This window comes from Streptomyces sp. NPDC048590, from assembly GCF_043199535.1.
In the GTDB taxonomy this organism is placed as follows: Bacteria; Actinomycetota; Actinomycetes; order Streptomycetales; family Streptomycetaceae; genus Streptomyces.
In genome coordinates this window covers 345,124-370,945 of record NZ_JBICWC010000008.1, presented here as the reverse complement: position 1 = coordinate 370,945, position 25,822 = coordinate 345,124, and the positions used below count along the sequence as shown (strand labels likewise).

The window sequence follows — 25,822 nt, the reverse complement described above, 5'->3', positions numbered from 1 at the left end:
TGCTGTCTCACCATTGTTGTGAAAGTGCCCGGGTGGCGCCGATGCGACGGCACCCCGGCCTCCTCGACGCGGCGTACGCGCCCGCGTCCACACGGCGGCTCCCGTGAGCGGGCCCGTTGTCGGTGGCCGGCCGTACGGTTGGCCCATGTCGGGGATCACGTATGTGCGGGGGGACGCCACGGCGCCGCAGGGCGAGGGCGTCAAGATCATCGTGCATGTCTGCAACGACCTCGGTGGCTGGGGCAAGGGCTTCGTGCTGGCGGTCTCCCGCCGCTGGCCCGAGCCCGAGGCCGCCTACCGTAGGTGGCACCGGGAGCGCGCGGGAAACGACTTCGCCCTGGGCGCCGTGCAGTTCGTCCAGGTCGAGCGGTATGTGTGGGTGGCGAACATGGTGGGCCAGCGGGGGATGCGTACAGGGAGCAAGGGGGTGCCGGTGCGCTACGCAGCCATCGACGACGGACTCCGGAAGGTGGCGGAACGGGCAGGCGAACTGGATGCCTCGACCCATATGCCGAGGATCGGCTGCGGGCTCGCGGGCGGCACCTGGGCGAAGGTCGAGCCCCTCGTCACCGAACGGCTCGTGGCACAGGGCGTCGAGGTGACGGTGTACGACCACGGGTGAACCGGGGGCAGCCGCTCACGCCCGCTCCCGTCGCCTGCGGGAACGCTCTCCGGGCGGCACCGGCGCCCGTGCGCGGTGTGGTTGAGTGGCTCCATCGAACTGGGAGGGGTCCATGGCGGCACCGGGAACCGACCGGACGCTGCTGTCCGGAGCGTTCGGCGACGCACAGCCGTCCGACGCGCTGACGGAGCAGATCCTGGACGCCGCGCGCGAGCAGTTCATGACCTTCGGCCTTCGCCGCTCGACCGTCGACGACGTGGCCAGGCGTGCCAAGGTCTCCCGGGTCACGGTGTACCGCCGGATCGGCAACAAGGACAGCCTGATCGCCGCCTGCCTGTTGCGGGAGTATCGTCGGTTCGTCGTCGAGGTGGACGCGGCGGTTGCCGCCCTGCCCACGGTGGAGGACCGGATCGTCGCCGGATTCGTCACCGTCCTCAGGCACATCCGCGAGCACCCTCTGGTGGGGGGACTGCTGAGGCTGGAGCCGGAGGTCATGCTCCCCTTCCTCACGCTGGAGAGCGGTCCCGCGCTGCTCGCCATGCGCGAGTACCTGGCGGACCGGCTCCGCGAAGCCCGCCGCGCCGAGGGCGGGCCGGAGACGGATCCGGCACCGGTGGCCGAGCTGATGGTGCGGATCACCGTCTCCTTCCTGCTCAACCCGGAGAGCTGCTTCGAGCTGGACGACGACGAACGGGCCGGGGAGTTCGCCCGCCGCTATCTGGTGCCGTTGATCAGCTCCGCGTGACCGTCCCCGCCGACGGTGAGGACCGCGACGGGTACACCGGTGAAGCCCACCGGGCCGGGGACCTCACCGCGTCTCCGTCGGCAGGGGCTCCAGCGGCCGGCTGTGCGCCCAGTGCGGACCGAGGTCGTCCAGCCGGTATCCGAAGGGATAGCTGCGTGCCCGCAGGCGTGACGGCAGCCGGCCGGGCCGGGCGGGCAGCAGGCGCACCAACGACGACCTGGCCCGTAACGCCCGTTCGGCCGTGGTGCGCACCCATCGGGGCTGTGCGGGGAAACCCAGCGCGCGCAGCAGCGGTTCGTCCAGCAGCGCGAGGGAGAACCTCGCCACCAGCGGACGCAGGGGCGCCGGGTACCAGGCGGTCATGATCCTGAAGGTCGCGTTGGCCACACGGCGGTTCGCCGGGTCGTAGGCGAACATCCGCTCCTCGTAGGCGTCGAGCAGCTCCTCGAACTCCTCGTACGTACCCGGCACCCCCTCGATGCCCATCATGGAGGCCATCCGCCGCCCCGCCTCGGCGAGAGCCTGCCTCTCCTGGGCGCACAGGGGCCGCCACCCGAAGCGGTCGATCCAGCGCTTGGGGCCCACCACGGTGGTGGCCAGCACATAGAGGTAGTCCTCGTTCGGGATGCGGTACCTGCCGTGGATCCGGTTGAGGTGGCGTGCGGCGGCGCGGGCACGCTCGGAGTCGAAGCCGTCGGCCGCCATCTCGTACCCGAACAGGACGGTGTCGTCGTAGCGCTTCTGACCGTTGCGCTCGAACTCCTGGGTCCGGTCGAGCAGTACGGAGATCCTGGGAACGCCGTAGTCCCTCAGGAAGGCGACGCCGATTCCCTGCCGGTAGTCCCACGGGAACTCGTACCGGGACATCAGCCTGAGTATCTCGGCGCAGTCACGGGTGGGGTCCATCCGGCGGATCTCGCGCAGTCGGCTGTAACGGCCCATGGCGGGTGGCCTCCTCGGGAGGGGAGATCCCGGGCGCGGTGGAGCGTGAGGCTCCACCCGGTTCCCTCGTGGGGCCTGAGGCGGTTCCCGCCCGGAGAGTCAAAGTTACAAATACTATTGATGTGTTTCACAGGGTGCGTCAACACCGCGGACGCGCGGGCCGCGACGACCGGGCCGCGCGCACCCGGTGCATCGCCCACGCCTGTCCGCCGTCACCCCGTGGGCGGCGGTGATCGCATACTGGAAGGCGTACGGCCAGGAGCCGGAAGAGACGGCCTACCTCTGGGGGCACCGCATGACCAGCACGGACGAGCCCACCCCGCCCCCGCCGGGCGGTGTCCTCTGGAGCCTCGCCGGCGACATCAGGGGGCTGCTGATGCTGCCCGCCGCCCTCACCCTCCAGGTGGCGCACCCGGCCGTCGGCGCCGGGGTCGACGACCACTCGGTCTTCCGCACGGACCCGTGGGGACGTGGCGAACGCTCCCTGCGCTCACTCCAGCTCTGGGTGTACGGGGGCGAGGCCGCAGCCGACGAGGGGCGCCGGCTCAGGCAACTGCACCGCACCATCCAGGGGACCGACACCCGCGGCCGCCGCTACCACGCCCTGACGCCCGCGAACTACGCCTGGGTGCACGCCACGGGCTTCCCCGTCTACCAGCACGCCTCGCGCTACCTGGTCCGCCCGCTCACCGGGGCCCAGGAGCGGGCCCTGTACCGCGAGTGGCTCCAGGTGGGCCGCGTCCTGGGGATCCGCGACAGGGACATGCCGCCGACGATCGAGGAGTTCTGGCCGTACTACCGCGGGATGCTCGCCGAGGAGGTCGAGGCCACCGCCGTCGTACGCGAGCTGGTGGACGTCGACGCGCCGGTACCGCCGCCCGACCGGGGACCGCTTCCCGTGCGGGTGCTCGTGCGGTGCCTGTGGCCGGTACTGCTCCCACCGCTGGCCCGGTTCCGGCGCTTCATCACGATCGGACTGATGCCCCCGGACGCCCGAGCGGCCATCGGGCTCGGCTGGACCCCGCGCCAGGAGCGGCGGCTGCGACGGTTCGGGGCAGTGGTGCGACGGACGGTGCCGCTGCTGCCCGAGCGATTGCGCTACCTTCCCCTCGCCCGGAAGGCACGGGCCGAGTGGCGTGCGGGCGCCGGGCTCAGGCCGAGGCCCGGCGGATCAGCGCCGTCGGGGTGACCACGGAATCGGGCCAGGCCCCCGCGTCGCTGTTGAGCCGCTCCATGAGCAGGCTCACCATCAGCCGTCCCATGCCCTCCACGTCCTGACGTATCGTCGTCAGAGGCGGCTCGGTGGCCTCCGCCACGGACGCCATGTCGTCGAAGCCGACGACCGCCACGTCCTCGGGCACCCGAACACCTCGCTCGCGCAGCACCCGCAGAGCGCCCGAGGCCATCATGTCGTTGGCCACGAAGACCGCGTCCAGCCCGGGGCACGTGTCCAGCAGGCTGGCCATGGCACGGGCCCCGCCCTCGACGGTGAAGTCCCCTTCGGCGACCATCTCCGGCCCGGCGTCGGGCCGGACGTCGTGGTAACCGTCGATCCGGTCGAGGGCCGACGTCTGGTCGCGGGGGCCCGCGATGTGCGCGATGCGCTGGCGGCCCAGCGCGACCAGATGCTCCACCGCCGTACGGGCCCCGCCCCGGTTGTCGCAGTCCACGAAGGGCACGCCGGTGTCGCCCTCACCGCCCTCCGACGGGCGTTCGGGGCGGCCGCCGTAGACGGTCGGAACCCTGAACCGCCGAATGATCGCGGGCAGTTGGTCGTCGGTGTGCAGGGAGAAGGCCAGTACACCGTCCACGTGACCGCCGGCCAGATAGCGGGTGACCCGGTCGAAGTCCCCGCTGCCCTCGACGAGGAGCAGTACCAGCTGTGCGTCGTGGGCGTTGAGCGCTCGGCTGATGCCCCGGATCTGGCGGGAGAAGAACGGATCGGAGAAGATCCGGAACTCGGGCTCGTCGATGATCACGGCGACCGCGCCGTTGCGCCGGGTGACCAGCGTCCGCGCGGCGTGGTTGGGGATGTAGCCGAGCTCCTCGACGGCCTGGCGCACCTGATCCACCAGGGGCTGCCGTACGCCGGCCCCGCCGTTGACGACGCGCGAGGCCGTCGCCCTCGACACCCCGGCACGGGCCGCCACGGCCTCCAGGGTGGGCCGCGTCTCGCGCGTGGGATCGGTGTTCCGGTCGGGCAAGGGTCGCTCCTCGTACACGTGCACCCCGTCGGGGAACGGCTGGAACCGGCTGGCTCTGCGCCTGTGAACCGGCAGGTTCGGCGCCAACGCGGTCAGCCTAGCCGCCCCGTCCGTACGGTCGGGCAGGCGATCACCCCTGTCGATGTCATGAAGCCGCATATGCGGACATAGCGGATAGGCTTGTTGGTCCCGCTGTACGCACACTCCGTGTGGTACTGCCTACGGAGAGCGAAATCTCGCACTGCGTGAAAGGTGCCATCTGTGTCACACGACGAGCAGGGAACCGGTGGGCGGGGGGACTATCTCCCCGTCACCGCCGATCTACCCGCCCAGCCGCAGCACGGTCGGCGGCCCACGACCGACCGGGTGGTCTTCGGCGTCACGGCGGTGCTCACCGTCGCCTTCGTGGTCTGGGGGGCGACGGCCACCGACTCACTGGAGAGCGTCTCCAGCACGCTGCTCAACGGCCTCATCCACAACGGTGGCTGGGCCTTCATGCTGGCGGCATCCGGCTTCGTGGTGTTCGCCCTCTGGCTGGCCATCAGCCGGTACGGCAACATCTCGCTCGGTCAGGAGGGGGAGGAGCCCGAATTCCGTACGGTCTCCTGGGTCGCGATGATGTTCAGCGCCGGTATGGGCATCGGTTTGATGTTCTACGGGGTGAGCGAGCCGCTGGCCCACTTCGTCGACCCTCCGCCGGGTACCCGTCCCGAGGACGCCGCCGAGGCGATGCAGACGGCGATGGCCACCACCCTCTTCCACTGGACGCTGCACCCCTGGGCGATCTACGCGGTCGTGGGGCTCGCGATCGCGTACAGCGCCTACCGGCGGCACCGCAGGCAGACGATCAGCTCCGTCTTCGTGCCGCTCATCGGTGAGAAGCACGCCCACGGCACCGCCGGCCGGATCATCGACATCCTCGCCATCTTCGCGACCCTGTTCGGTTCGGCCGCCTCGCTCGGACTCGGCGCCCTGCAGATCGGCAGCGGCTTCCAGGAGCTCAACTGGATGGAGAAGACGGGAACCGGCCTGCTGGTCGCGATCATCGCCGCGCTGACGGTGTGCTTCGTCGCCTCCGCCGTCTCCGGCGTCGAGAAGGGCATCCAGTGGCTGTCCAACATCAACATGGTGCTCGCCCTGATCCTGGTGATCTTCGTCTTCATCGCGGGCCCGACCATCATCGTGCTCGACCTGCTGCCCACGTCCATCGCCGCCTACTTCGGCGACCTCGCCCAGCTCGCCGGCCGCACCGAGGCCACCGGTGAGGGGGCCGTGGCCGACTGGCTCGCGAGCTGGACGGTCTTCTACTGGGCCTGGTGGATCTCGTGGACGCCCTTCGTCGGCATGTTCATCGCCAGGATCAGCCGGGGCCGCACGATCCGTCAGTTCGTCGGCGGTGTGATCCTGGTCCCCAGCACCGTCAGCCTGATCTGGTTCGCGGTCTTCGGCGGATCGGCGATCCGGCTGGAGGAGGCGGGCGAGCTCAAGAACGTCGGCGACACCCCGGAGGCGCAGCTCTTCGGCGTACTGCAGCAGTTCCCGATCGCCACGGTGATGAGCATCCTGGTCATGGTCCTGGTCGGGATCTTCTTCGTCTCGGGTGCCGATGCCGCGTCCATCGTCATGGGCACCCTCTCGCAGAAGGGTGTCCTCGAACCCGCCAAGTGGGTCGTGATCTTCTGGGGTGTCGTCACCGGTGCCGTGGCGGCGATCATGCTGCTCATCGGGAACGGCCAGGGAGACGCGCTCGCGGGTCTGCAGAACCTGACGATCCTCGTCGCCGCGCCCTTCACCATCGTCATGATCGGCATGTGCGTCTCCCTGATGAGGGACCTCCGCCACGACCCGATGATCGTCCGCAGGGAGTTCGGTGTCGAGGCCGTCGAGTCCGCGGTCATCGAAGGGCACGCCAAGTACGACGGGGACTTCGAGATCAGGATCGGTCCCGGCACGGCGGAGGTCACCACCGACGAACGCCACAAGGACGACCGGGCATGACGGGGCCCGCGGCTCAGCCCACCAGCTGGGCCGCGGCCCGCGCACAGCCCCGTGCCACCGTCACCCCGGCTCCGCCGTGGCCGTAGTTGTGCACCAGCAGCGCGCCGCCCGGCAACTCCTCGGCCTCGATGCGCACTCCCGCGTCCCGCGACGGACGCAGACCCACGCGGTGACCGATGACCCGGGCACCGGCGATCTCGGGCCGCACCTCGGCGCAGCGCGCCACGATCTCCCGCGCCGTGCGCGGATCGGGCTCGGTGCGAGGGTCGTCCGCCTCCGCAGTACCCCCGAGGACCAGACCGTACGGCTGGGGGAAGAAGTAGGTCGTCGCGCTCGACGCCGGATCGGCCCGGGTGAACCACTCCTCGATCCCAGGGTTCTCCACCAGCACGAGCTGGCCACGGACCGGCCGCACCCCGGCGTCCGGGACCAGCTCACGCGCGCCGAGGCCGGCGCAGTTGACCACCACGGGCGCCTGGGCCGCCGCCTGGGCGAAACCACTCACCGCCCGGCGCTCCACCACACCACCGGCGGTGGTGACCCGGTCCTCCAGCCAGCGGAGATGGGCCGGCATGTCGATCAGCGGAAGCGTCACCCGCAGGCCGTCGGCCTCCTCGCGCGCGCCCGTCAGACGTGCGGCCCACGGGCCGAGGGCGGCCAGGCGCTCCCCGCCGTGCACCCCGGCGACCATGCGGACACCGGTCGAGCCCGGATCGGCGGACAGCTCCTCGTACACCCCGAGCGTCTCCAGGGCCCAGTCACCGACCAGTGGCTCCGGCTCGATCCGGTAGGGCCACCAGAGGGCACCGGCCACCGCCGAGGTCGTCGCCCCCGCCGGGTCGCGGGACCAGACCCGCACCCGGAGTCCGCGCTCGGCCAGCAGCAGGGCCGTGGTCAGCCCGCTGACTCCGCCACCCACCACGATCACATCGGTCACCGCGCACCCTCGCTTCCGTATGGTTCCCTGCCGGGACGGGCCATGATCGCACCCGGGGTCCACGCGCGGTGCGGCGGCGGGGAGTCGCTAGGATCGGCACCCTGATGACTGCCACTCTCGTCGCCAAGGACCTCGCCGCCGGACACGGCGACCGCACTCTCTTCGCGGGACTCGACCTAGTGGTCGCGCCCGGTGACGTGATCGGTCTCGTCGGAGCCAACGGCGCCGGAAAGTCCTCGCTGCTCCGCCTGCTCGCGGGGATCGACCGGCCGGAGGAGGGCGAGCTGCGCCTCTCCCCGCCCACCGCCAACGTCGGACACCTCCCGCAGGAGCCCGAGCGCAGGCCCGGCGAGTCCGTGCGGGAGTTCCTCGCCCGCCGCACCGGGGTCGCCGAGGCCCAGACCGCGATGGACGTCGCGACCCAGGCCCTCGTCGACCAGGCCCCCGGCGCGGACGACGCGTACTCCGAGGCACTGGAGCGCTGGCTCTCCCTCGGCGGAGCCGACCTCGACGAACGCGCGGAGGAGGTCGCCACCGACCTCGGACTGACCATCGGCCTCGACCAGCCGATGACGGCCCTCTCCGGAGGACAGGCGGCCCGCGCCGGCCTCGCCTCCCTCCTTCTCTCCCGCTACGACGTGTTCCTGCTCGACGAGCCCACCAACGACCTCGACCTCGACGGGCTGGAACGACTCGAGCGTTTCGTCTCCGGACTGCGCGCCGGCACCGTCGTCGTGAGCCACGACCGCGAGTTCCTGATGCGTACGGTCACCAAGGTCCTCGAGCTCGACCTCGCCCAGCAGCAGATCAACCTCTACGGCGGCGGCTACGCCTCGTACCTGGAGGAGCGCGAGCGCGCCCGCGCGCACGCCCGGGAGGAGTACGAGGAGTACGCGGACAAGCGCTCCGCGCTGGAGAGCCGTGCCCAGACACAGCGGAGCTGGATGGACAAGGGCGTCAAGAACGCCCGTCGCAAGGCCACCGACAGCGACAAGATCGGACGCAAGTTCCGCAGCGAGTCGAGCGAGAAGCAGGCGGCCAAAGCCAGGCAGACCCAGCGCATGATCGAACGCCTTGACGTCGTCGAGGAGCCCCGCAAGGAGTGGGAGCTGAGGATGGAGATCGCCTCGGCGCCGCGCTCCGGCTCCGTCGTCGCCACGCTCCGCGACGCCGAGGTCCTGCGGGAAGGCTTCTCCTTCGGCCCCGCCAGCCTGCAGATCGACTGGGCGGACCGCGTCGCCATCACCGGCGCCAACGGGGCCGGCAAGTCCACCCTGCTGGCCGCGCTCCTCGGCAGACTGCCGCTCGACGCCGGCCACGCCTCGCTCGGTTCGGGCGTCGTGGTGGGCGAGGTCGACCAGGCGCGCCAGCTGTTCCACGGCACGGAGAGCCTGCTGGACGCCTTCTGCGCCGCCGTCCCCGACACCGAGCCCGCCGAGGTGCGCACCCTGCTCGCCAAGTTCGGTCTGCGTGCCGCTCATGTACTGCGCCCCGCCACCACCCTCTCGCCCGGCGAGCGCACCCGGGCGGGGCTCGCCCTCCTCCAGGGCAGGGGCGTCAACCTGCTCGTCCTGGACGAGCCGACCAACCACCTGGACCTCCCGGCGATCGAGCAGCTCGAATCCGCCCTGGAGGCGTACACCGGCACGCTCCTCCTGGTCACGCACGACCGGCGGATGCTGGAAGCGGTCCGTACGACCCGCCGCGTCGAGGTGTCCGACGGCAAGGTCACCGAAGCCGGCTGACGCGAAGGGTCCCCGCCGCACGGGCGGGGACCCGCTGCGGTTCCCCGTACGCGGACCTGCCCGCCCCGGAGACCGGGACGGGCAGGCTTCGCGCGCGGGGGCGTGCCTCAGTCGACGTAGGTGATGTCGGACGAGGAGTAGATGCAGTTCGTGCCGTCGGCGCCCGAGCCGATCTTGCTCGGCTCGCCGCTCGTCGTTCCCTTGTATTTGACGCAGACGTCCAGGTCGCGGCCGGCGTCGTCGTAGATGGTGATGTCGGAGAACCGTGCGGTGTCGCCGTAGTTGGTGTTGATGCCGACCAGCGAGTCACCGGGGGTGGTGGCCCAGATGTTCTGGAGCTGGATGTGCCGGCCGTACTGCGTGGAGCAGTTGCCGCAGGAGCGGACCAGCTTGCCGAAGTCGTCGACCTGGAAGTTCTTGACGATCAGCGTCCCGGCGCCGTTGTGCTGGAGGACCTTGTCCTCCGCGAGGCGCGCGCCGCCGCCGTCCACCGTCCGGACCGTCGAGGAGGAGCTGCCGCGGAAGGTCGCGGCGTCCTCGCCCACGTCCTCCCACCAGACGTTCTTGATCGTGCAGGCGCCCGAGCAGTGCACGCCGTCGGCCGCCGGGGCGCCGAGGATGACGTTCTGGAGTGTGGCGCCGTCCGCCAGCTCGATCAGTGCGGGCTGGTCCTCGTCCTGACCGCCGCTGCCGAGGTCACCACTGCCGTACAGCCGCTTCATGCCACCGTCGTACGTCCCCGAGACCTTGATGGTCGAGGAGACGGCCTGGCTGCCGTTGGCCGTCGGCCATGCCGGACGGTCGGAGGGCGGGTCGGTGGGGTCGGTCGGGGGGTCCGTCGGGTCGGTGGGCGGGTCCGTCGGGGTGGTACCCGAGGCGGTGAAGGTCCAGCTCTTGCTGCTCACCGAGTCGCACGAGTTCTGCTGAACCAGGGCGCCCGAGGCGGTCGAGCTGTCCTTCACGTTCAGGCACTTGCCGCCGTTGCTGTTGACGACGCGGTAGGTGCTGCCGCTGACCGAGGTCAGGGTCCACACCTGGGTGGCGCCGCCGCCGCAGTTCTGCTGCTCCACCGCCTTCCCCGCGCTGGTGGAGGAGTCCTTGACGCCCGCGCACTTGGCGCTGTGCGCCGCGGCCAGGGTGTAGCCGCTGCCCGAAGCGGCGAGCTTCCAGGTCTGGTTGGCGGCGCCGTTGCAGGCGCTCTGTGCGAGCTGGGTCCCGGCGGAGGTGCTGGAGCCCGGGACACCCAGACACAGACCGCTGGCGGCGTTCTTCAGGCTGTACGAGCCGGCGGCCGGGGCTGCCGAGGCCGAACCGGTTGCGAAGAGAGCCGTGAGGCCCGCTGCCAGGAGCGAGACCACGGCGACGAAGGTGGCGGCCGCACGGCCGCCCCGTCTCCTGACGTGCTGATTCTCGGTGCGCACTAGCTGGTCCTTTCACCGCCTGCGGCGTCCTCCGCAGGCACCTGTCAGTGGTTGGTGCGGTGGTGAAGGCTGGTTCCCGCTTCGGAAGCAAGATTCCTTATGCTGAACCGTGTTCGTGTATGCGAACAGCGGTGACGGTACGACACCTGGTTCCCGCGGTCAATAAGGCGGTGTGGACGCTCAGTTGGCGGGCCGGCCGGGGGGCGCGGTGGAGTCCCTGACGACCAGTGAGGTGGTCAGCGTCGTCTGCGCCGTGGCCGGCCTGTCCGCCGTCGACTCCACCATCTGGAGCAGCAGATCGACCGCCGTCCGGCCGGCGGGGGCGGTCGGCATGGCGACCGTGGTCAGCCGCGGGCGGTTCAGCCGTCCGGCCACGGTGTCGTCCACCCCGACCACGCTGATGTCGCCCGGCACCCGTACGCCCCGGTCGTCCAGGCCTTCGACGAGGCCGATGGCGACCAGGTCGTTGTAGGCGATCACCGCGGTGGCGCCCGTCCTCAGCACGGCCTCTGTCGCCGCGATCCCGCCCTGCTCCGTCGGCGCGTTGGGGCTCAGTACGTCCAGCCGGATCCCGTGGTTCGCGGCCGCTCTGCCCGCGGCACGTCGCATCTCCGCGCTGGTCCACGATCCGCGCGGACCACCGACCAGGGCCAGACGGGCATGGCCCAGCGCCACCAGATGCTCGACCGCGAGCGCGGCGCCGTGACCCACGTCCATCAGGACGGCGGACAGCCCCGTGACCTGACGGTTCACCAGCACGAAGGGCGGGTGACCGCCCAGCGCCGCGATGACGTCGTTGGCCAGCCGGGGGCTGACCAGAACCACGCCGTCGACCTGGCGGGCCAGGGTCTGGATCGCCTCCTCCTCCCTCCGGACGTCCTCGTCCGTGTCCGCGACGAAGACTTGGTACCCGCGGACGCGGGCGTACGCCTGCGCCGCCTTGATGAGCGGCGGGAAGAAGGGGTTGGCGATGTCCGAGACGATCAGCCCGAGATTCCGGGTGCGGCCCGTGGTCAGCGCCCGCGCCGTCTCGTTGGGCTGGTACCCCAGCTCCGCGGCGACGGCCAGGACACGTTCCCGGGTCTCCTGTTTGACGAGATGGGAGGCGGAGAACGCCCGCGAGACGGTGGAGACGTGAACTCCCGCGGCCTGCGCGACATCACGGATGGTCATCGCCACGGTCGATCCCCTTGCCCGCCCCTGCGGCTTCGCCGCCGCCTGCCCCCGAACGTACCCCCGCCGGTCCGCCCCGCATACGAGTGGGCCCGTCGGTGACGCTCATGGTGCAACCGGTTGCACGGGTGAGGATGCCTCAACAGGCCGTGGCGGGCCAGGGATCGGCCCGTGCGGCGTCCGGGTGTTCTCGTGTCGTACCGGCCATCGGCAGCCCTTTCCGCCACGTCGTCGACGCAGGTGCGAGGGTGGGGATCTTCGAGTGGAGAGCCTTGCTACCGGGATGCGAACAAGTGCCTTGCAACCGGTTGCATCCCGGGCTGGCACTCAGAGTGGCGGCGCGTCCTGCTCATGTCAATGCTTCGGGCAACACCCTTTCCACGTAACGGTGTTGTCTCGTCGAGCGGGCCGGAGCGGATACGCGGGAGGGGCGAACGGGGCCGTTCCCCGTCCGCCCCTCCCGCCGTACGTCAGCGCCTGCCGCCGCCCTGATCCGAGCCGCCGGTCAGTCCGGCGCGCCGCAGCGCGTCGGCCATCGCGCTGTTGGCGGGTGCCGGGCGCTGGGCTCCGCCTCCGCCGCCTCCGCGCCTGTCGTTGCGACGGCCGCCGCCCTGCCGGCCGTCCTGCTGGCCCTGGCCCTGTCCTTGCCCCTGACGCTGGCGAGGCGGCCGTTCGCCGCCCCTGGCGTCCCGGTCCCGCCGCGGTTGCCCGCCGCCCTGGCCGGCGGTGGTGTCGTCGTCCAGCCGGAGGGACAGCGAGACCCGCTTGCGCGGGATGTCGACGTCCATGACCTTCACCTTCACGATGTCGCCCGGCTTCACGACGTCGCGCGGGTCCTTGACGAAGGTCCGCGACATCGCCGACACATGGACCAGGCCGTCCTGGTGGACGCCGACGTCCACGAACGCGCCGAAGGCGGCCACGTTCGTGACGACCCCCTCCAGGACCATGCCGGGGGCCAGATCGCCGAGCTTCTCGACGCCCTCCTTGAAGGTGGCGGTACGGAAGGCGGGCCGCGGGTCACGGCCGGGCTTCTCCAGCTCCCGGAGGATGTCCGTCACCGTCGGCAGCCCGAACTTCTCGTCGACGAAGTCGTCCGGCCGCAGCGAACGCAGGGTCTCCGTGTTGCCGATCAGCGAGGCGACGTCACCACCGGTGCTCTTCACCATCGTCCGCACCACGGGATATGCCTCCGGGTGCACGCTCGACGCGTCCAGCGGGTCGTCGCCGTCCCGGATCCGGAGGAAGCCCGCGCACTGCTCGTACGCCTTGGGGCCGAGGCGTGCCACGTCCTTGAGCGCGCGGCGGGAACGGAACGGTCCGTTCGTGTCCCGGTGGGCCACGATGTTCTCCGCGAGCCCGGATCCGATGCCCGACACCCGTGAGAGCAGCGGCGCCGACGCGGTGTTGACGTCGACCCCGACGCCGTTGACGCAGTCCTCGACCACCGCGTCCAGGGAACGCGACAGCTTCACCTCGGAGAGGTCGTGCTGGTACTGGCCCACACCGATCGACTTCGGGTCGATCTTCACCAGCTCGGCCAGCGGGTCCTGGAGCCGGCGCGCGATGGAGACCGCGCCGCGCAGGGAGACATCCATGTCCGGGAGTTCCTGCGAGGCGAAGGCCGAGGCGGAGTACACCGAGGCACCCGCCTCGGAGACCATCACCTTGGTGAGCTTCAGCTCGGGGAGCCTGTCGCAGAGCTCGCCGGCGAGCTTGTCCGTCTCGCGTGACGCCGTGCCGTTGCCGATGGCGACCAGATCGACCTGGTGCGCCTTGACCAGGCGTTCCAGGGAGGCGAGCGCCTGGTCCCACTTGTTCGCGGGCACGTGGGGGTGGATCACGTCCGTGGCGACGACCTTGCCGGTCGCGTCCACCACGGCGACCTTCACACCGGTACGGAAGCCCGGGTCCAGTCCCAGCGTCGCGCGGGTGCCCGCCGGTGCCGCGAGCAGCAGGTCGCGCAGGTTGGAAGCGAAGACGCGTACGGCCTCGTCCTCCGCCGCGGTGCGCAGCCGCAGTCGCAGATCGATCCCCAGGTGCACGAGGATCCGCGTCCGCCAGGCCCAGCGCACCGTGTCGCCGAGCCACTTGTCTCCCGGCCGGCCACGGTCCGCTACGCCGAAGCGGCGGGCGATCATGTTCTCGTACGACGAGGGGCCGGGCTCCTGCGACGGTTCCTCCGGCTCCAGGACCAGGTCGAGCACGTCCTCCTTCTCGCCGCGGAGCATCGCGAGGACCCGGTGCGACGGCAGCTCGGTGAACGGCTCCGCGAAGTCGAAGTAGTCGGCGAACTTGGCCCCCGCCTCCTCCTTGCCCTCCCGCACCTTCGCGACGACTCGGCCGCGCGACCACATGCGCTCGCGCAGCTCACCGGTGAGGTCGGCGTCCTCGGAGAAGCGCTCGGCCAGGATCGACCGGGCACCGTCCAGCGCGGCGGACGGGTCCGCGACGCCCTTGCCGGCGTCGACGAACGCCGCCGCCGCGGCGGACGGGTCGACGGACGGGTCGGCGAGCAGCCCCTCGGCCAGGGGCTCCAGGCCCGCCTCGCGCGCGATCTGCGCCTTGGTTCGGCGCTTCGGCTTGAACGGCAGGTAGATGTCCTCCAGCCGCGCCTTGGTGTCCGCCGCGCGGATCTGCGCCTCCAGGGCCGCGTCGAGCTTGCCCTGCTCGCGCACGGAATCGAGGACCGCCTTACGGCGGTCCTCGAGCTCCCGCAGGTACCGCAGCCGTTCCTCGAGCGCGCGCAGCTGCGCGTCGTCGAGCATCTCGGTCGCTTCCTTGCGGTAGCGCGCGATGAAGGGCACGGTCGACCCGCTGTCGAGCAGATCGACGGCCGCCTTCACCTGACGCTCACGTACGCCGAGTTCCTCGGCGATCCTGCCTTCGATTGACGTCGTCACGGTTTTCCCGACTCGCCTTCTCGTACTGGCTGTGCTGGCTGTGCCACCGGGGTGGTCCACACCCGGGTGGGCCCCTCAGGACCTGTGTGGAGTTGTCCCGTGACGCCACGGGACAACTCCACACAGGTCCTGGCCTGCATTGTGCCGGGTGGGCGGGGGCCGTGTCGCGTGACCTGCTCGATCACGGCCCCCGCAGTGCCGCGGGTGGGCGGTCAGGCGCGCCGGGTCCTGCCGCCGCGCGACGCGCCGCCGAAGAGTCCGGCCAGGAGCCGGAAGGGAAGGGTCACCACGGTGGCGACGGCCGAACCGACGGTACGCAGGGCGTTCGCTATCGCACGGAACACGGTGTGCCTCCTTCGTAGGGTGTGCCTACCGCCTGACCCCTCCCTTCCGGATCAAACATGCGGGGCCGCTCAGCCCTTGCCGACCAGGTCGGCCGGGAACGCCCCGGCCGAGGCGGCCGTGAAGAGGAATCCCCGGCCCAGCTCCGTGAGCCGGGCGACGCCGTCCTCGCCCAGGTGCTCGTAGGGCGCGGCGTCCATCCTGTCCGTCGACTCCTCGAGACCGGCCCGCAGGGCGGTGCCCGCTTCGGTCAGCTCGCCCGCGGCGTCCAGGAGCCCGCGGCCCTGGAGCCGCTCCACGGCCGCGTCCCAGTCCGTGCGGCGCCAGCCGCGCGTGGCGAGGATCCAGCGCGGGGCCATGCCCTTGCCGGTGGCGGTGTGGCTCACGAGCGCCTCCAGCGGGTCGAGCCCTGCCGAGAGAAGTGCGGCCAGGTGCCCGTCACCGCGGTGCTCGCGCAGCAGCGTCGCGGCGTGCCAGAAGGCGAGGTGGGGCTGGTCCGGCACGGGCAGATCCGCGTGCGCGGCGTAGAGCGGGCGCGCGTGGGAGGTGCAGGCCTCCACCGCGCGCAGTGCCAGGCCGGCTGCCTCCGCCATCTCCGGGGAGGCGATGACCTCCTCGCCCAGCACCCGGCGCAGCGTCGAGTCCGCCGCCCGCAGTCGCGCGTCGAGCGCCGCCGCGGGCGTGATCTCCGACCAGACCGCGGGCAGATGCCGGGCGACGAGCTCGTGGTTGAAGTTGTAGAAGGTCGCGGTGACCGTACCCGCCCCCACGGCGCCCAGGGCGGCGCCACGGGAGGCGAAGTAGACCCGGCTCTCGTCCTCGATGCCGAGCTCCGCGAACTCCTTGCCGAGGTCGGGGGAGAAGTAGACGCTGGAGTGCAGTGGATTGACGGCGTTGTGGCAGCGGCGTCCTGCCCGCGGGGGAAGAGTACTCATGCCCGCACGTTACCGACTGGTTGGTACGCGGGACAGGGTGGGGGCGTGACAGCCGGCGAAGGCGCACGGCATGGCCGTAAAGGTGGGAAGTTCGTCATTGCGGTCATCGGGGCCGCCCGCCCAGGATGTCGGGCATGCAGAAGCGATCCGGACGCCGAGCCGCCCTACGACAGCGGATCACCCGGGAAGGCGCCCGCGGCCGTCGTCGAGTACTGGCGGGCCAACAGCCGGCTCATCCTGACGTAGGCGCGGCCGCGGTGCTCCCCGTCGTCCAGGTGAAGCGGGGAGCGCGCCGTTCCAGGAAGGCGGCGACCCCCTCGGCGGCGTCGCCGCTGCCGCGGGACTGCTCCGACCAGTACGCGTCCCGGTCCTCGCGTCCGTCGGCGAACTCCTTCGCCGCCGCCTGGGTCAGCCGCGAACGCGACACCAGGATCCGGGCGAACGACCGCACCCGCTCCTCCAGGGCTCCGGCCGGCCGGACCTCGTCCACGAGTCCTGCGCGCAGGGCCCGGTCCGCGTCGATCAGTTCCCCCGAGAACAGGAGGAACTTCGCCGTGGCCGGGCCGACGAGCGAGACCAGCCGACGAGTCGACGACGAGGGGTAGACGATCCCCAGTTTCGCCGGGGTGATTCCGAAGGAGGAGCCTTCTTCGGCGAACCGCAGATCGCACGCCGCCGCGAGCTGGCTGCCGCCGCCGACACAGTGCCCGCGAACCGCCGCCAGGGTGGGCAGGGGGAACGCGGCCAGAGCCTCCTCCGCCTCGACCGCGAGCGCCTGCGGCCGCCCGCCCGGTTCCCGGAGGGAGCCGATGTCCGCTCCGGCGCAGAACGTGTCACCGGCACCGGTCAGTACGAGCATCCGCACGGCCGGGTCGGCGGCCAGCGCTTCCAGCAGCGGTGGGAGGGCCTGCCACATGCCGGTGGTCATGGCGTTGCGCTTGGCGGTGTTGCTGATGACGACGGTGGCGACGCCGTCCACGACCGTGTGCTCCAGCGCCGGTTCGGCCGTCCGCTCCCTGGGATCCATGCGCCGGATGCTATCCGCACCGCTCGAACCTATGATCAAGAAGGGGTCGCGAAGCAGGCACGCACCGTGAGGAGCTGTCGATGTCCGGACCCAGGGCCGAGGGCAGGAAACTCAGCCGAAGCTTCAGCGCGCTCGCCCTGCTCGGCGCCGTGCTGGTCGTCGCGGGGCTGGTGGGCCTCGTCTACACGGGGGTGGCCACCCTCACCTCGATGATCCTCTTCGGCTGGCTGCTGCTCGTCGGCGGTCTCGTCGGCCTCCTCCACGCGGTCCAGGCCCGTGGCACGCCGTACTTCTGGCTGGGCGTGGTGGTCGCCGCCCTGAACATCGCCGCCGGAGTCGTCGTCATCAAGTACCCCGCGGGCACCGCCGAGGCGCTGACGATGTTCGCGGCCCTCCTCTTCCTCACCGGGGGAGTGTTCCGGCTGGTCGGCAGTGTGGTCGTCCGGGGTCCCCAGTTCGGCTGGACCCTGCTGCAGGGGGCCTTCGGACTGCTGCTCGGTGTCCTGGTCCTCGTCGACTGGCCGCACAGCAGCCTCTACGTCCTCGGGTGCTTCTTCTCGCTGGCGCTGCTGTTCGACGGACTCGGGCTGATCGCGATCGGCGTGGGAGGCCGACGGGTCGTCAGCATGGTCACGGAGCAGATGGCGCCCGAGGACGGAGACCGGGCGGCACCCGGCGAGACCGACACACCGCCACCCGAGGAAACGGACCGTATGAAGCCACAAGACGGTGAGAAATAGTCTCCTCACCTGACGCTGTCATACCCACTCGGTCAGATGTGTTCCAGAAGCGACTACTTCCGGTCAGCAGTGCGGTCCGGACCACACTCTTCCCGACACTCGTTACCCGATGGTCGGTACGAGATGCGAGTCGAGAGCGGGTGGCGGTCTGTGGAGAGCCGTGGGAGTGTTCCGGCCCATCCCGTGTCGTACGAAGGGGTGTGGCGCTTCACCGCACCCTCGTCGGACGTCTCGGTGCCGCAGGCCCGCCACGCGGTGAGGGACCTGATCCAGCGCCAGGGCGTCCCCGTCGACGACGACATCTTCCAGGGCCTGCTACTGATCGTGTCGGAACTGGTCACCAACGCGGTCAAGCACGCAGCGCTGCTCTCACCCGAACTCGCCGTCGAGGTGGCCATCGGAGCGGAGTGGATCAGGGTCTCCGTCGAGGACAACCACCCGTACCGCCCGACCGCGCTGGTCACCGACTACGCGCAGACCGGCGGCCGCGGTCTGCTCCTGGTCCGTGAGATCACCGCCGAGGCGGGAGGCACCTGCGACGTGGAGCACACCGCGGGCGGCGGCAAGATCATCTGGGCTGCCCTGCCTCTGAAGGCGCGGCTCTGACCGCGACCGCACCGGGGTCCGCGTGCGGTGTCACCACCCTGCCGACGGGCCCGTCAACTCCCTGATCGCCGGCCTGGCGGCGTCCAGCACCGTCATGAACCACGCCGAGAACGGCGCGGCCGCGTGGCGCTCCGCGAGCTCCCCGGCGGTCACGAAGGCCGTCTCGCCCACCTCCTCCTCGTCCGGCCGCAGCCGCTCCTGCACCATGCCGACGAAGAGGTGGTTGAACTCCTGCTCCACCAGGCCCGACATGGGGTCGGGGTGGTTGTAGCGGACCGTGCCCGCCGCGGCCAGCAGCGAGGGCGAGACGCCGAGCTCCTCGTACGTACGCCGCGCGGCCGCCGCGAAGGGGGCCTCGCCCGGGTAGGGGTGCCCGCAGCAGGTGTTCGACCACACGCCGGGGGAGTGGTACTTCCCGAGCGCGCGGCGCTGCAGCAGCAGCCGTCCCTGCTCGTCGAAGAGGAAGACGGAGAACGCGCGGTGCAGCTGACCGGGAGCCTGGTGGGCCGCGAGCTTCTCCGCGGTGCCGACTGTGGTGCCGTTCTCGTCGACCAGTTCGAGCATGATCGCGTCTGCAGTGCCGTTCGACGAGCTGTGCGCCGCGGCGGCTGGTGTGGTCGGCATACCCATCCTTCGCTTTGGGCCCCGGCCTCGTGCGCCGGACCCCTTCGAGTGCGGACAAGTCTGCCGTACAAAAGCCGCTTGTCCGCACTTCGGGTGCGGGTATGTCCGCCGACTGCCTGACGGGGCGTCCGTGCCGCGGCGTGGCGGGGCCCGCTCAGTGGCAGAGCCTGGCCTCGTGCTCGGCGTGGCCGCTGGGCTCGAGCTGGAAGGTGCAGTGCTCGACGTCGAAGTGGTGCCCGAGGCAGCCCTGCAGATCGTGCAGGAGCTTCTCGTGGCCGATCGAGTCCAGCATCTCCTGGTGCACGACCACATGGGCCGAGAGCACCGGCATGCCCGAGGTGATCGTCCAGGCGTGCAGGTCATGGACGTCCAGCACCCCCGGCAGAGCCGTGATGTGGGCACGCACCTCGTCCATGTCGACGCCCTTGGGCGCGGACTCCAGCAGCACGTCCAGCGTCTCCCGAAGGAGCCTCACCGTGCGGGGCACGATCATCAGGCCGATGAGCAGCGAGGCGATCGGGTCCGCGGCCTGCCAGCCGGTGGCCAGGATGACGCCCGCCGAGACGAGCACGGTCACCGAACCGAGCGTGTCGGCGAGGACCTCGAGATAGGCGCCCCGGACATTGATGCTGTCCCGCTGCCCGCGCATCAGCAGCGACAGGGAGACCACGTTGGCCACCAGGCCGACGGCGGCGAAGACGAGCGCCGGACCGCCCCTGGTCTGGGCCGGAGTGATGAACCTGTCGACGGCTTCGAAGAGCAGATAGCCCCCCACCCCCAGGAGCAGCAGGCAGTTGGCCAGCGCGGCGAGGATCTCGGCGCGCGCGTAGCCGAAGGTGCGGTTGGGGCCGGCGGGCTTGTTGGCGAAGTGGATCGCCAGCAGCGCCATGCCGAGCCCCAGCGCGTCGGTCGCCATGTGGGCGGCGTCGGCGATCAGGGCGAGGGAGTCGGCGAGCAGTCCGCCGACGATCTCCATGACCATGACGCCGAGCGTGATCCCCAGGGCGACCCGCAGCCGGCCCCGGTACGCGGCGGCCGCGGTCCCCGTCGGGGGCGGCCCTCCGTGCCCGTGCCCGTGATCGTGGCCAGCCCCCATGAGAACGCCTCCGTAACCCCGCCGTGTCCCTCGGACAGCGCGGACGCACCTCGCCCGGTGCCGCCAGTGAACTACGGGGGAGGGGTAGCGGGCAACACGGCACTGAACACCGTTGTCATATGCTCTGACCTGCGGAAATGGTGCCAGGTCAGAGCGTCGCCGCCGGCTCCTTCCGTCAGGACGCCGAGCGGGCCTCCGGGTGGCGCAGGCACCAGCCCTCCCAGGCCGACTCCACCATCTCGCGCATGGTGTGGCGTGCCTTCCACCCGAGCTCCCCCTCCATCCGGCCGGCCGACGCCACGGCACGCGCCGCGTCCCCGGGGCGGGGGGCCTCGACCACGGGCTCCGTCCGCAGGCCGGTGACCTCGCCCACCAGCTCGGCGAGACGGCGCACCGACACACCCTCGCCCCGTCCGATGTTCACGGTGAGATCCTCGCCGTTCGGACTCGCGTCCAGACGGCGCGTGACGGCGAGGTGCGCGTCCGCGAGGTCGGCGACGTGGATGTAGTCGCGTACACAGGTGCCGTCCGGGGTCGGGTAGCCGTCGCCGAAGATCCGGGGCGCCTCGCCCCGGGTCAGCCGGTCGAAGAACATGGGGACGACGTTGTAGACGCCTGTGTCGGCGAGGACCGGCTCCGCCGCTCCCGCCACGTTGAAGTAACGCAGGCACGCGGTCGAGATCCCGTGCGCCTTCCCGGCCGCGCGCACCAGCCACTCCCCGGCGAGCTTGGTCTCGCCGTACGGGTTGATCGGCGCGCACGGAGTCTCCTCCGTGATGAGTTCCACGTCGGGGACGCCGTAGACGGCCGCGGACGAGGAGAAGAGGAAGCGCCGTACACCGGCCGCGACCACGGCCTCCAGCAGTACGGCCAGCCCGGACACGTTCTCCCGGTAGTACAGCAGCGGCTTCTCGACGGACTCCCCGACCTGCTTCTTCGCAGCGAGATGCACCACACCGGTCACGGCGTGTTCCGCCAGGACCCGGTCGACGACCTCCCGGTCGGAGGCCGATCCGCGGACCAGGGTGATCGCGGCGGGCAGCCGTTCCTCGAGACCCGTCGAGAGGTCGTCGAGTACGACGACACGCTCCCCGGCCGCAACCATGGCCTTTGCCACATGTGCCCCGATGTAACCCGCTCCGCCTGTGATCAACCACGTCATACGTGTCAGCCTATGCGCTGCCCGGACGCGGTTTGTGAGCCGAGGCGTTGATCGACGATGATGATCGCGAACGGCGCCGCATGATGGCCGATTCGCCCGAACGGAGCACGAACGGGCGGTGAACTCGGCCTTCCGTTCATCCGATAGCCTCAGCCGACGCGCCGCCGGCCCACCTCCGGGCCACATGTCGCGCCGTTCCCATCAGCTCCAAGGAGTGAGTTCGTCTGTCGACCGCCATCCTCACCGGTGCGCCGGTACCCGGATCGTCGCTCGAGGACGATCTGAGGTCACTCGGCTTTGACGTGACCGCAGCAGCCGACGCCGGCGAAGCCGCCGAGCTGCTCGCCGCGGTCCCCATGAACACGCGCGTCGCGCTCGTGGACCCACGCTTCGTCGGTCACGTCCACGCCCTCAGGCTCGGGCTGACCGACCCGCGTTTCGCCGCCGCCTCGATCCCCGGGGCCCTGACCGCCCAGCCCGAGGCGCGCCCCGCGCTGCTCCGGGCCCTGCGGCGGGCTGTGGCGGCCGTAGGCGCGGGCAGCCCTCTCGCCCCCTCCGCCGGTGAGCCCGTCACCGAGGAACGCACGGTGCCCGGCCGTCTGGCCGTCGCGCTGGACGTGGAGGGCACGGCCGTGCAGCGTCCCGAGCTCGGCTCGCTCACGGCGGCCGTACCCACGACGCCCGAGGCACGTACCGAAGCCGTCGCGGCCGTGGCGGCCGTCGACGACGAGGCGGTGCGGCTGCGCAGCGCGGTCAAGGCCCACGACGGGTTCTTCACCACCTTCTTCATCAGCCCCTACTCCCGGTACATCGCCCGCTGGTGCGCCCGCCGGGGCCTCACTCCGAACCAGGTCACGACCGCCTCGCTGATCACCGCGCTGATCGCGGCCGGCTGCGCGGCGACCGGCACCCGCGGCGGCTACGTGGCCGCGGGAGTGCTTCTGCTCTTCTCGTTCGTCCTGGACTGCACGGACGGCCAGCTCGCCCGGTACTCGCTCCAGTACTCGACGATGGGCGCCTGGCTGGACGCCACCTTCGACCGGGCCAAGGAGTACGCCTACTACGCGGGCCTCGCCCTCGGCGCCGCCCGAGGCGGTGACGACGTCTGGGTCCTCGCCCTCGGCGCGATGGTGCTCCAGGCCTGCCGCCATGTCGTGGACTTCTCGTTCAACGAGGCCAACCACGACGCGGTGTCCAACACGAGCCCCACGGCCGCCCTCTCCGACCGGCTCGACAGCGTCGGCTGGACGGTGTGGCTCCGCCGGATGATAGTCCTGCCCATCGGTGAACGATGGGCCATGATCGCCGTGCTGACCGCCGTGACCACGCCCCGTGTCGTCTTCTACGCCCTGCTCGTCGGCTGCGCCCTGGCCGCCTGCTACACCACGGCCGGCCGGCTGCTGCGCTCGCTGACCCGCAAGGCGCAGCGCACCGACCGTGCGGCCCTGGCGCTGCACGACCTCGCCGACTCCGGCCCCCTCGCCCAGGCCGTCGCGGCCGTGCTGCGGCGCCCGGGCGGCGGTTTCACGGCCCCCGTCCTGGCGTTCGCGGGAGCACTGGTACTGCTGGCCGCAGCGCTCTTCGCCCCGTACGGCGGCTGGCTCACCGTGGGGGCCGCGGCCCTCTACGCCGTCCTCTCCGGGCTGGCGGTGTCGCGGCCGCTCAAGGGCGCGCTCGACTGGCTGGTTCCTCCGGTCTTCCGGGCGGCCGAGTACTGCACGATCCTCGTGCTGGCGGCCCGCAGTGACGTCCCGCACGCCGTTCCCGCGGCATTCGGCCTGGTTTCGGCCGTCGCCTACCATCACTACGACACGGTGTACCGCATCCGCGGCGGCACCGGGGCTCCGCCCCGGTGGCTGGTGCGCGTGACGCTCGGGCACGAGGGCCGGACCCTGGCCGTGGCCGTACTCGCCGCCGTGCTCATCCACGATCCGGCTTTCACCACGGCCCTCACCGCACTCGCGGCAGCCGTGGCTCTGGTGGTGCTCGCGGAGTCCATCCGCTTCTGGGTGTCCTCCTCGGCTCCCGCCGTACACGACGAAGGAGAACTCGCATGATCGGCCTCGTACTGGCTGCCGGCGCCGGACGCCGCCTGCGTCCGTACACGGACACGCTGCCCAAGGCCCTGGTGCCCGTGGACGGCGAGAAGACCGTCCTCGACCTGACGCTGGCCAACTTCGCCGAGGTCGGACTCACCGAGGTCGCGGTCGTCGTCGGGTACCGCAAGGAGGCGGTGTACGCCCGCAAGGCCGAGTTCGAGGCGAAGTACGGCGTGACGCTGACGCTCATCGACAACGACAAGGCCGAGGAGTGGAACAACGCCTACTCCCTCTGGTGCGCGCGCGAGGTCCTCAAGCAGGGCGCCATCCTGGCCAACGGTGACACCGTGCACCCGGTCTCGGTCGAGAAGACCCTGCTGGAGGCCCGCGGCAAGGGCCAGAAGATCATCCTCGCCCTCGACACGGTGAAGAACCTGGCCGACGAGGAGATGAAGGTCATCACCGAGGACGGCAAGGGCGTCCGCCGGATCACCAAGCTGATGGACCCGGCCACCGCGTCCGGCGAGTACATCGGCGTCACCCTGATCGAGCCCGAGGCCGCCGAGGAGCTGGCCGACGCGCTGAAGGCCACCTTCGAGCGGGACCCCGACCTCTATTACGAGGACGGCTACCAGGAGCTCGTGAACCGCGGCTTCACCGTCGACGTCGCACCCATCGGCGAGGTGACGTGGGTCGAGATCGACAACCACGACGACCTCGCCAGGGGCAGGGAGATCGCGTGCCTGTACTGACCCGCCTCATCCCGTCCCCGGTCGTCGTCGACATCCGGCGCGGCGCGATGGACGATCTGGCCGGTCTCCTCGCCGACCAGCGGATCTCCGCGTCGGGCGAGCTCGCCATCGCGATCAGCGGGGGGTCCGGGCGCGCCCTGCGCGAGCGGCTCGCCCCCGTACTGCCGGGCGCCGACTGGTACCCGGTCGCCGACGGCACCATCGACTCCGCGGTCCGCCTCGCCGACGGAATCAAGGGCAACCGCTACGACGCGGTCGTCGGCCTCGGCGGCGGAAAGATCATCGACGTGGCCAAGTACGCCGCGGCGCGCGTGGGCATGCCCATGGTCGCCGTCGCGACGAACCTGTCCCACGACGGGCTCTGCTCGCCGGTCGCGACCCTGGACAACGACAACGGGCGGGGCTCCTACGGGGTCCCCACCCCGATCGCCGTGGTCATCGACCTCGACGTGATCCGCCAGGCGCCCGCCCGCTACGTGCGTTCGGGCGTCGGGGACGCGGTCTCCAACATCTCCTGCGTCGCGGACTGGGAGCTCGCCCACGAGGTCCGCGGCGAGGACATCGACGGGCTCGCGGCAGCCATGGCCCGGCAGGCCGGCGAGGCCGTGCTGCGTCACCCCGGCGGGGTCGGCGACGACGGTTTCCTCAAGGTCCTGGCCGAGGGGCTGGTCCTCACGGGAATCTCGATGTCGATCGCCGGGGACTCCCGGCCCGCCTCGGGCGCCTGCCACGAGATCAACCACGCCTTCGACCTGCTCTACCCGAAGCGTGCCGCCAGCCACGGTGAACAGGTCGGCCTCGGCGCCTGCTTCGCCATGTACCTGCGGGGCGCGCACGAGGACGCCGTCCACATGGCGACCGTCCTGCGGCGTCACGGGCTGCCGGTGCTGTCCGACGAGCTCGGCTTCACCACGGACGAATTCGTGCGGGCCGTCGAGTACGCCCCGCAGACGCGCCCGGGACGCTTCACGATCCTGGAACACCTCAACCTGCCCACCGACCAGATCAGGGACGCGTACGCCGACTATGCAAAAGCCATCCATAGCTGAACTCCGTCCGGTCGTGCACCCCCCGGGCGTCAAGGACCGGCGCAGCGGTGAGCACTGGGCGGGTCGGCTCTACATGCGTGAGGTCTCGCTGCGCATCACCAGGCGCCTGGTGACCACCAGGATCACGCCCAACCAGCTGACCTACGTGATGACCGTCGCCGGTGTGCTCGCGGCTCCGGCGCTGCTCGTCCCGGGCATTCCGGGCGCGCTGCTCGGCGTGATCGCCGTCCAGCTCTACCTGCTGTTCGACTGCGTCGACGGTGAGGTGGCCCGGTGGAAGAAGCAGTACTCCCTGGGCGGGGTCTACCTGGACCGGGTGGCGGCGTACCTGTGCGACGCGGCCGTGCTGGTCGGCCTCGGTCTGCGCGCCGCCGACATCTGGGGGTCCGGGCGCATCGACTGGCTGTGGGCTTTCCTGGGCACGCTCGCCGCGCTCGGCGCCATCCTGATCAAGGCCGAGACCGACCTCGTCGGTGTGGCCCGCCACCAGGGCGGACTGCCGCCGGTCAAGGAAGCCGCGTCCGAGCCGCGCTCGTCCGGCATGGCGCTCGCCCGCCGGGCCGCAGGCGCGCTCAAGTTCCACCGGCTGATCCTCGGGATCGAGGCGTCCCTGCTCATCCTGGTGACCGCGGTCCTCGACACCGTGAGGGACGACCTGTTCTTCAGCCGTCTCGCGGTCGCGGTCCTGGCGGGCATCGCCCTTCTCCAGACCGTCCTGCACCTGGTGTCGATCCTGGCGTCCAGCAGGCTGAAGTGAGCT

At 71.1% G+C, this 25,822-nt stretch carries 23 protein-coding genes and 1 pseudogene; 11 read left to right on the top strand and 13 right to left on the bottom strand.

The annotated features are described in order from the left end of the window. Nucleotides 1–145 precede the first annotated feature (145 nt). A complete protein-coding gene (locus ACGFNN_RS24585; protein WP_393558964.1) occupies nucleotides 146–622 on the top strand; it encodes a macro domain-containing protein in 477 nt (158 codons plus the stop codon). A 112-nt stretch (nucleotides 623–734) separates the two neighbouring features. Then, nucleotides 735–1,367, top strand: a complete 633-nt coding sequence (locus ACGFNN_RS24580; protein WP_393558962.1) for a TetR/AcrR family transcriptional regulator — start codon at nucleotides 735–737, stop codon at nucleotides 1,365–1,367. A gap of 63 nt (nucleotides 1,368–1,430) precedes the next feature. Here ACGFNN_RS24580 and ACGFNN_RS24575 read toward each other — a convergent pair whose 3' ends face one another. Continuing rightward, nucleotides 1,431–2,309 (bottom strand): oxygenase MpaB family protein, encoded by an 879-nt coding sequence (locus ACGFNN_RS24575; RefSeq protein WP_393558960.1) that lies wholly within the window; start codon nucleotides 2,307–2,309, stop codon nucleotides 1,431–1,433. A gap of 295 nt (nucleotides 2,310–2,604) precedes the next feature. Between ACGFNN_RS24575 and ACGFNN_RS24570 the strand changes: the two genes are divergently transcribed. Beyond that, nucleotides 2,605–3,498 (top strand): oxygenase MpaB family protein, encoded by an 894-nt coding sequence (locus ACGFNN_RS24570; protein ID WP_393559117.1) that lies wholly within the window; start codon nucleotides 2,605–2,607, stop codon nucleotides 3,496–3,498. On the opposite strand, the gene ACGFNN_RS24565 is transcribed toward ACGFNN_RS24570, so the two are convergent. Next, nucleotides 3,461–4,513 carry a LacI family DNA-binding transcriptional regulator gene (locus tag ACGFNN_RS24565; protein ID WP_393558958.1) on the bottom strand — a complete coding sequence of 351 codons (1,053 nt, stop codon included), beginning with the start codon at nucleotides 4,511–4,513 and terminating at the stop codon, nucleotides 3,461–3,463. The two genes, ACGFNN_RS24570 and ACGFNN_RS24565, sit on opposite strands and share 38 nt — an antisense overlap. A gap of 261 nt (nucleotides 4,514–4,774) precedes the next feature. Here ACGFNN_RS24565 and ACGFNN_RS24560 point away from each other — a divergent pair, with 261 nt between their 5' ends. After that, nucleotides 4,775–6,511 carry a BCCT family transporter gene (locus ACGFNN_RS24560; protein ID WP_393558956.1) on the top strand — a complete coding sequence of 579 codons (1,737 nt, stop codon included), beginning with the start codon at nucleotides 4,775–4,777 and terminating at the stop codon, nucleotides 6,509–6,511. Between the two features lie 13 nt (nucleotides 6,512–6,524). On the opposite strand, the gene ACGFNN_RS24555 is transcribed toward ACGFNN_RS24560, so the two are convergent. Continuing rightward, entirely contained in the window at nucleotides 6,525–7,448 is a 924-nt protein-coding gene (locus tag ACGFNN_RS24555; protein WP_393558955.1) for an FAD-dependent oxidoreductase, read from the bottom strand. Nucleotides 7,449–7,552: 104 nt separating this feature from the next. Between ACGFNN_RS24555 and ACGFNN_RS24550 the strand changes: the two genes are divergently transcribed. Then, nucleotides 7,553–9,193, top strand: a complete 1,641-nt coding sequence (locus ACGFNN_RS24550; protein WP_393558953.1) for an ABC-F family ATP-binding cassette domain-containing protein — start codon at nucleotides 7,553–7,555, stop codon at nucleotides 9,191–9,193. Between the two features lie 107 nt (nucleotides 9,194–9,300). Here ACGFNN_RS24550 and ACGFNN_RS24545 read toward each other — a convergent pair whose 3' ends face one another. From ACGFNN_RS24545 to ACGFNN_RS24515, 7 genes and pseudogenes are all read right to left on the bottom strand, one after another. Then, the gene (locus ACGFNN_RS24545; RefSeq protein WP_393559115.1) at nucleotides 9,301–10,098 is read right to left on the bottom strand and encodes a pectate lyase; all 798 of its coding nucleotides are present in this window, start codon (nucleotides 10,096–10,098) and stop codon (nucleotides 9,301–9,303) included. After that, nucleotides 10,072–10,551: pseudogene (locus ACGFNN_RS24540) on the bottom strand (RICIN domain-containing protein); the annotation flags it as partial. The gene ACGFNN_RS24545 and the pseudogene ACGFNN_RS24540, both read right to left, overlap by 27 nt. A gap of 243 nt (nucleotides 10,552–10,794) precedes the next feature. Then, nucleotides 10,795–11,787 (bottom strand): LacI family DNA-binding transcriptional regulator, encoded by a 993-nt coding sequence (locus ACGFNN_RS24535; protein ID WP_393558951.1) that lies wholly within the window; start codon nucleotides 11,785–11,787, stop codon nucleotides 10,795–10,797. Nucleotides 11,788–12,257: 470 nt separating this feature from the next. After that, nucleotides 12,258–14,690: a Tex family protein gene (locus ACGFNN_RS24530; protein WP_393558949.1), complete on the bottom strand. Its 2,433-nt coding sequence runs from the start codon at nucleotides 14,688–14,690 to the stop codon at nucleotides 12,258–12,260. A 212-nt stretch (nucleotides 14,691–14,902) separates the two neighbouring features. Then, entirely contained in the window at nucleotides 14,903–15,034 is a 132-nt protein-coding gene (locus ACGFNN_RS24525) for an LPFR motif small protein (RefSeq protein WP_362550104.1), read from the bottom strand. Nucleotides 15,035–15,103: 69 nt separating this feature from the next. After that, nucleotides 15,104–15,967 (bottom strand): hypothetical protein, encoded by an 864-nt coding sequence (locus tag ACGFNN_RS24520; protein ID WP_393558947.1) that lies wholly within the window; start codon nucleotides 15,965–15,967, stop codon nucleotides 15,104–15,106. Nucleotides 15,968–16,199: 232 nt separating this feature from the next. Next, nucleotides 16,200–16,994, bottom strand: coding sequence for an enoyl-CoA hydratase/isomerase family protein (locus ACGFNN_RS24515; RefSeq protein ID WP_393558945.1), 795 nt, complete (start codon nucleotides 16,992–16,994; stop codon nucleotides 16,200–16,202). Between the two features lie 80 nt (nucleotides 16,995–17,074). Here ACGFNN_RS24515 and ACGFNN_RS24510 point away from each other — a divergent pair, with 80 nt between their 5' ends. Together ACGFNN_RS24510 and ACGFNN_RS24505 are read left to right on the top strand one after the other, a co-directional pair. Next, entirely contained in the window at nucleotides 17,075–17,734 is a 660-nt protein-coding gene (locus tag ACGFNN_RS24510; protein ID WP_393558943.1) for an HdeD family acid-resistance protein, read from the top strand. A gap of 183 nt (nucleotides 17,735–17,917) precedes the next feature. Continuing rightward, the gene (locus ACGFNN_RS24505) at nucleotides 17,918–18,340 is read left to right on the top strand and encodes an ATP-binding protein (protein WP_362550086.1); all 423 of its coding nucleotides are present in this window, start codon (nucleotides 17,918–17,920) and stop codon (nucleotides 18,338–18,340) included. Nucleotides 18,341–18,370: 30 nt separating this feature from the next. On the opposite strand, the gene idi is transcribed toward ACGFNN_RS24505, so the two are convergent. The 3 genes from idi to galE form a co-directional block, all read right to left on the bottom strand. Next, nucleotides 18,371–18,964 (bottom strand): isopentenyl-diphosphate Delta-isomerase, encoded by a 594-nt coding sequence (gene idi, locus ACGFNN_RS24500; protein WP_362550083.1) that lies wholly within the window; start codon nucleotides 18,962–18,964, stop codon nucleotides 18,371–18,373. 154 nt (nucleotides 18,965–19,118) lie between these two features. After that, nucleotides 19,119–20,060, bottom strand: coding sequence for a cation diffusion facilitator family transporter (locus ACGFNN_RS24495; RefSeq protein ID WP_393558941.1), 942 nt, complete (start codon nucleotides 20,058–20,060; stop codon nucleotides 19,119–19,121). 175 nt (nucleotides 20,061–20,235) lie between these two features. Then, entirely contained in the window at nucleotides 20,236–21,222 is a 987-nt protein-coding gene (gene galE, locus ACGFNN_RS24490) for a UDP-glucose 4-epimerase GalE (RefSeq protein WP_393558939.1), read from the bottom strand. 302 nt (nucleotides 21,223–21,524) lie between these two features. Here galE and ACGFNN_RS24485 point away from each other — a divergent pair, with 302 nt between their 5' ends. The 4 genes from ACGFNN_RS24485 to ACGFNN_RS24470 are packed head-to-tail and all read left to right on the top strand — an operon-like array spanning nucleotide 21,525 to nucleotide 25,819. Then, the gene (locus ACGFNN_RS24485) at nucleotides 21,525–23,279 is read left to right on the top strand and encodes a DUF5941 domain-containing protein (RefSeq protein WP_393558937.1); all 1,755 of its coding nucleotides are present in this window, start codon (nucleotides 21,525–21,527) and stop codon (nucleotides 23,277–23,279) included. Further along, complete coding sequence (locus tag ACGFNN_RS24480) at nucleotides 23,276–24,013, top strand: sugar phosphate nucleotidyltransferase (RefSeq protein ID WP_393558935.1); 738 nt, start codon at nucleotides 23,276–23,278, stop codon at nucleotides 24,011–24,013. Before ACGFNN_RS24485 ends, ACGFNN_RS24480 begins: the two co-directional genes overlap by 4 nt. Beyond that, nucleotides 24,001–25,062: an iron-containing alcohol dehydrogenase family protein gene (locus ACGFNN_RS24475; RefSeq protein ID WP_362550068.1), complete on the top strand. Its 1,062-nt coding sequence runs from the start codon at nucleotides 24,001–24,003 to the stop codon at nucleotides 25,060–25,062. Before ACGFNN_RS24480 ends, ACGFNN_RS24475 begins: the two co-directional genes overlap by 13 nt. Then, complete coding sequence (locus tag ACGFNN_RS24470; RefSeq protein ID WP_362674074.1) at nucleotides 25,040–25,819, top strand: CDP-alcohol phosphatidyltransferase family protein; 780 nt, start codon at nucleotides 25,040–25,042, stop codon at nucleotides 25,817–25,819. The genes ACGFNN_RS24475 and ACGFNN_RS24470 overlap by 23 nt, the downstream gene beginning before the upstream one ends. Nucleotides 25,820–25,822: the final 3 nt, after the last annotated feature.